Source organism: Actinosynnema sp., assembly GCF_052038725.1.
The window spans coordinates 1-4,561 of sequence record NZ_JBQGCX010001177.1; the positions used below are offsets into that span (position 1 = coordinate 1).

The 4,561-nt window shown below is 72.0% G+C and carries 6 protein-coding genes; all 6 read left to right on the forward strand.

The features are described from left to right. The coding region (fliN, locus tag ACTUAL_RS24605) for a flagellar motor switch protein FliN (RefSeq protein ID WP_440901919.1) at window positions 1-333 on the forward strand (333 nt) is incomplete at its 5' end. Continuing rightward, window positions 333-1,256 (forward strand): FliO/MopB family protein, encoded by a 924-nt coding sequence (locus ACTUAL_RS24610; RefSeq protein WP_096492836.1) that lies wholly within the window; start codon window positions 333-335, stop codon window positions 1,254-1,256. The genes fliN and ACTUAL_RS24610, both read left to right, overlap by 1 nt. Further along, the gene (fliP, locus tag ACTUAL_RS24615; protein WP_440901920.1) at window positions 1,253-2,134 is read left to right on the forward strand and encodes a flagellar type III secretion system pore protein FliP; all 882 of its coding nucleotides are present in this window, start codon (window positions 1,253-1,255) and stop codon (window positions 2,132-2,134) included. The genes ACTUAL_RS24610 and fliP overlap by 4 nt, the downstream gene beginning before the upstream one ends. Before the next feature lie 11 nt (window positions 2,135-2,145). Beyond that, on the forward strand, window positions 2,146-2,418 hold the full coding sequence (fliQ, locus tag ACTUAL_RS24620) for a flagellar biosynthesis protein FliQ (RefSeq protein WP_096492834.1): 273 nt from the start codon (window positions 2,146-2,148) through the stop codon (window positions 2,416-2,418). Between the two features lie 7 nt (window positions 2,419-2,425). Next, window positions 2,426-3,196, forward strand: coding sequence for a flagellar biosynthetic protein FliR (locus ACTUAL_RS24625; RefSeq protein WP_096492833.1), 771 nt, complete (start codon window positions 2,426-2,428; stop codon window positions 3,194-3,196). Window positions 3,197-3,203: 7 nt separating this feature from the next. After that, window positions 3,204-4,295 carry an EscU/YscU/HrcU family type III secretion system export apparatus switch protein gene (locus tag ACTUAL_RS24630; protein WP_096492832.1) on the forward strand — a complete coding sequence of 364 codons (1,092 nt, stop codon included), beginning with the start codon at window positions 3,204-3,206 and terminating at the stop codon, window positions 4,293-4,295. Window positions 4,296-4,561: the final 266 nt, after the last annotated feature.

The window sequence follows — 4,561 nt, forward strand, 5'->3', positions numbered from 1 at the left end:
GCCGTGCCCGCCGAGGACGTGGCCGAGGTCGTCGAGGAGGTGCCCGCGGCGGTCGCGATCGCGGCGCCCCGCGAGGGCGGGCTGGAGCTGCTGCACGGCGTGGAGATGGAGGTGACCGCCGAGCTGGGCCGGACCCGGCTGACCGTGCGGGAGCTGCTGTCGCTGAGCAACGGCGCGGTCATCGAGCTGGACCGCGCGGCGGGCAGCCCGGCGGACCTGCTGGTCAACGGCAGGCTCATCGCGCGCGGCGAGGTCGTGGTGATCGACGAGAACTTCGGCATCCGGGTCACCGAGATCATCAAGCCCGGCGACACCGGCCAGGAGGTCAGGTAGTGGAGACCGCTCTGCGCGTCGTCATCGCACTGGTCGTGGTCTTCGGCCTCATGTGGGGCCTGGGCAAGCTCGTGAGGAACAAGCCGGTCGGCGGCAAGCTGGGCGGGCGCGGGCTCCAGGTGCTGGACCGGGCCCAGCTGAGCCGGAGCTCGATGGTCGCGGTCGTGCGGGTGCACGACAAGGCGCTGGTGATCGGCGTCGCGGACGGCGGGGTGAACCTGCTGATGTCGACCGACGCGCAGGAGTACGCCGAGGCGGGCGAGCGGGTCGAGCGGGTCGCGCTGGACGTCGAGCGGCTGCGGGAGACCGCGGCGGACGCCGACGCGAAGCGCGGGCTGGGCTCGGTGCCGGTCGGCGAGGCGTTCGGGCGGCTGCTGGGCAGGCGCCGGGGCGGGGCGGGGGTGGGCACGCAGTCGCTGGTCGGGGCGGCTGGCGCGCAGGTCCCCGCGCTGCCCTCGGGGTCGACCGGATCGGGTGCGGCGCTGCGGGACGTGGTCGCTGGATCGGGTGAGGTTTCCGCCGAGGCGGCTGCGGACGGCGCGGCTGCCGAGGTGCTCGCGGCGGAGGTCGTCGCGACCGGGGTGTCCGGGGTGGCTGGGACGGCAGAGGAGTCCGGAACGCCCGCCGCGGACAAGGGCGCCGCGTTCGCCGAGGCGTTCGAGCAGGCCGGTGGTCCCAGCGCCGAGGAGCTGGCCGCCGAGAAGCCCGCCGCCGGGGGCGCGTCCGTGCCGAAGGCGCGCTCCGCGCAGAAGCGGTCCGCCAAGTCCGGCGCCAAGTCGGGCGCCGCGCAGGAGCAGACCGGGTCCACTCCCGCCGGGTCCACGCCCGCCGGGTCCGATTCCGCGCTGGCCGGGTCGGCGCTGTCGCCGCAGACCTGGAAGCAGGCCTTCGAGGCGCTGCGCGAGCGATCGGTCCGCCCGTGAGGCGGCTGGCGGCGCTGCTCGCCGCGGGGTTCGCGGCCCTCGTGCTGCTGCTCATCGCCTCCCCCACCGCGCTCGCCGCCTCGGCCGAGCCCGTCGCGCGGCCCGCCGCGCTGGCGTCCTCCCCGGTCGCCGGGCTGCTCGCGGCCCAGCCGACCGAGCCCACCGCGCCGGTCGAGCCCACCGCCCCCACCGAGGGCGGGGCCACCACCGGCGACAGCGGCAACAGCGTCAACATCACCGTGGGCGGCGGCAAGCCGAGCGACTCGCTGACCGTGCTCATCGCGCTGACCGTGCTGTCGGTCGCGCCCGCGCTGCTGCTGCTGTGCACGAGCTTCACCAAGGTGTTCGTGGTGCTCAGCATCACCCGCAACGCGCTGGGCCTGACCACGGTCCCGCCGAACCAGGTGCTCGCGGGCCTGGCGCTGTTCCTGAGCCTGTTCATCATGGGCCCGGTCGCGTCCGAGGTGAACGACCAGGGCATCCAGCCCTACCTGAAGGGCGAGAAGAGCACCGAGCAGGCGTTCGAGGACGGCTCGAAGCCGCTGCGCGAGTTCATGGTGAAGCAGACGCGCCCCGAGGAGATCGCGCTGTTCACCAAGGTCTCGGGCCAGGAGAAGCCCGCGAACGCGGAGTCGGTGCCGCTGACCACGCTGATCCCGGCGTTCGTGCTCTCGGAGCTGCGCGCCGCCATGATCATCGGGTTCGTGCTCTACATCCCGTTCCTGGTCATCGACATGGTGGTCTCCGCCGCCTTGATGTCACTCGGAATGATGATGCTGCCACCCGTCACGGTGGCGCTCCCGTTCAAGTTGTTGCTGTTCGTGCTGGCCAACGGCTGGGGCCTGGTCATCACCGCGCTCGTCGCCACGTACAACTAGGGGACCCCCTGATGAATGACACCACCGTCGTCGAACTCGGCTCCAACGCCATGATGATCACGGCGAAGCTCGCCGCGCCGGTCCTGCTGACCGCGCTGCTGATCGGGTTCACGATCTCGCTGTTCCAGTCGGTCACCCAGATCCAGGAGGTGACCCTGTCGTTCGTGCCGAAGGCGGCCGGGGTGTGCGTGGCGCTGCTGCTGAGCGGCAGCTGGATGGTCCACGAGATCATCACGTTCACCACCGACCTGTTCGGCCGCATCCCGGCACTGGTCTCGGGCTGAGCGCGGCGTGAACCTCGACATCGGCGTCAACGTCCTGGTCGCGCTGCTGCTGGCCGCGACCCGCTCCGCCGCCTGGCTGATGGTGTGCCCGCCGTTCAACGGCAAGGCCATCCCGATGACGGTCAAGGGGATGCTCGCCGTGGGGCTGGCGCTCCCGGTGGTGCCCAGGCTGTCCGCGGGCAGCGTGCCCTCGCTGGACACCTGGTCGCTGGTCATCGCGGCGGGCGAGCAGGTCGTGGTGGGCGCGGGGCTCGGGTTCCTCACCGCGGTGATCTTCGCCGGGGTGCAGGCCGCGGGCGACCTGCTGGACGTGTTCGGCGGCTTCTCGCTCGCGTTCGCGTTCGACCCGATGTCGTTCTCCGGCAACAACGCGGTGCTGGGCCGCTTCTACGGCCTGCTGGCCACGACGCTGCTGTTCGTCACCGGCTCGCACCAGGTGATCATCCGGGGGTTCACCCTGTCGTACGACGCGATCCCCCTGGACGGCGGGCTGTCGCTGGGCAGGCTGGGGACGCTGCTGACCACCGGGCTCGGGCAGCTGCTGCTGTCGGCGGCGCAGATCGCCGGGCCGCTGATCGTGGTGCTGTTCTGCGCGGACGTGGGCCTGGGCCTGCTCAACCGCATCGCGCCAGCGCTGAACCCGTTCCAGATCGGGTTCCCGGCCAAGATCGGCCTGACGCTGGTGCTGATCGGGCTGACGATGCCCATGCTGCCCATGAGCGTGGAGAACATCGCGAAGCACGCGGCGTCCGCCGTGATGGAGGCGATCGGGAGGTGAGCGGGGCGTGAGCGGGAAGAACAAGGACGCGACCGAGGAACCCACAGCCAAGAAGGTCAGGGACGCCAAGCGCGAGGGCCGGATGGCCCGCACCCCCGACCTGGGGACGTGGCTGGGCATCCTGGGGGCCACCTGGACGCTGCCGATGACGTTGACCGGCCTGCTGGACATCGGGCAGGGGCTGCTGAAGAAGGCCGCGGGGTTCATGGCGGCGCCGGAGCCCGCGCTGGCGGTGGCGATCGTGAAGGACGGCGTCCTCGACGGGGCGCTGGCGGTGCTGCCGCTGTCGCTGACGATCATCGTCGCGACCCTGGTGGCGGCCGGGCTGCAGGGCACGCTGCGGATGTCGACCAAGCAGTTCAAGCCGAAGTTCACCCAGCTCAACCCGCTCAAGGGCATCAAGAACATGTTCGGCCCGCACTCGCTGTGGGAGGCGCTGAAGACGCTCATCAAGACCTCGCTGCTGGCGGCGCTGCTGTACGTGTCGGTCAGCGGGCTGGTGCCGTCGGTGGTGGCGTCGGGGTCGCTGTCGCTGGCGGCGCTGACGGACGTCGCCACGGGCACGGCCATGTCGCTGCTGCGGCTGGCGGCGATCGGCGGGCTGGTGATGGCGGTCGTGGACTACGCCGTGGCGAAGCGGCGCATCCACAAGGAGCTCAAGATGACCAAGCAGGAGGTCAAGGACGAGCACAAGCAGTCCGAGGGCGACCCGCAGCTCAAGGGGGCCATCCGGTCGAAGCAGATGCAGATGAGCCGGAACCGGATGATGGCCGAGGTGCCGAACGCGGACGTGGTGCTGGTGAACCCGACGCACATCGCGGTGGCGCTGCGCTACGACCCGGCGCGGGGCGCGCCGCGGGTGGTGGCGAAGGGCGCGGGCGCGATCGCGGCGAAGATCAGGGAACTGGCGACCGAGCACCGCGTGCCGATCGTGCAGGACGTGCCGCTGGCGCGGGCGCTGCACAAGGCGTGCGAGGTGGGCCACGAGATCCCGTTCGAGATGTTCGGCCCGGTGGCGCAGGTGCTGGCGTTCCTGCACCGGCTCAAGCGCAAGGGCAGCGCGGCGGGCACGCACCGGATGCAGGCGCACGCGGCTTGAGGGGGCGGGGCGCAGGCACCGGGCCGGTGGGCTCCTCTCGGCCCCCGGCCCCGATCCCGATCCCCGGCCCTCGGCCCTCGCCACCCCGCCCGGAAGCCAAGTCGCGCGACGAGCCCGACCGGGAGCAACTCCACCTCGCCCCGGCCCGCTACTCGCTGCCCGCTCCCTACTGCCCGCCACCCGCCACCCGCCACTCACTCTCCGCTGCCCACTGCCCACTGCCCGCCACTCGCTCTCCGCTGCCCGTCACCCGCTGCTCGCTGCTC